The sequence below is a fragment of the Mesorhizobium sp. WSM4848 genome (genome assembly GCF_055811375.1).
Genome location: NZ_JBVVPX010000108.1, coordinates 1 through 930, shown reverse-complemented (window position 1 = coordinate 930; position 930 = coordinate 1). Strand labels below are relative to the sequence as shown.

Genomic DNA, 930 nt, shown 5'->3' with positions numbered 1-930 from the left:
TCCAGGTTAACGGAGTTGGAGAGCTGCCATCAGGTAGTCGGTATCCCAGGTTGCGAGTTTTCGCTTTCCCTTGATGGATTGTTTTCCGGGCATGGCTCGGATGAGGTTGAGAGCGAGGTGGCGGACCATCGCCATGTTTGTGGCGCCGTGGCCGCGGCGCAGGCGCGATTGGTCCTCCTTGAATTGGACATCGAGAACCCAGTGCAGGCCGTTCTCGATGCCCCAATGGGCTCTGGCGGCCTCGGCGAAGGTTTTTGCGGTGAGGATGCGAGAGGAGATGTAGCATCGCCGCTCGATCTTGACCTCGGCGCCGGTCTCGATACGGGTCTCGACCATGGCGATGGTGCTGAGGCCCTTGAAGCGCGGCTCATCGGGATAGCGCCGCTTGCCGCTCATCCAGTCGACGCGCTGGGAGACGAGGTGGCGGCGCGTCTCGATGCGGCCATGGCCCTTCTCGACCTCAGTGAGCGCATCGATCTCATTGGCCGGAGCAGCATCGAAATAGAGCTGGATCTCGGCATGGGCGGTCTTCTGATTGTCCTTGGTGGCCAACAGATAATCGCCGCCGAGATCGACGATCGTCTCGGCGATGTTGGATTGGCAACCCATGGCGTCGATGGAAACGAGACTACCCGCCAGCGCTCCGGACGCGGCCAGTTCCTGCAGCAGCAAGGGAATGGCGGTGATCTCGTTGGACTTGTCGGCCACCGCCCGTTGCCCCAGCACGAGGCTGTGGGTTGTCGCATAGGCCGAAACCAGGTGCAGCGCCGCCTGTCCACGCCCGCGATCGTGGCTGCGGCGTGAGGTCTTGCCATCGATGGCGATCTGGCCGACTGCTTCGGGCAGACGCTCGGCAACGAAGGCAAGAAAGCAGGAGGCGAACAGGTCCGGTCCGATCCGGTTCATCACCACCCGCAGCCAATCGGCGCA

Annotated in this window: 1 protein-coding gene; it reads right to left on the bottom strand. The window is 62.7% G+C overall.

Annotation, left to right across the window (positions count from 1 at the left end; all coding sequences use genetic code 11):
• Positions 1-6: 6 nt before the first annotated feature.
• On the bottom strand, positions 7-930 hold a 924-nt coding region (locus AC0L16_RS33500), incomplete at its 5' end, for an ISAs1 family transposase (RefSeq protein WP_473625800.1).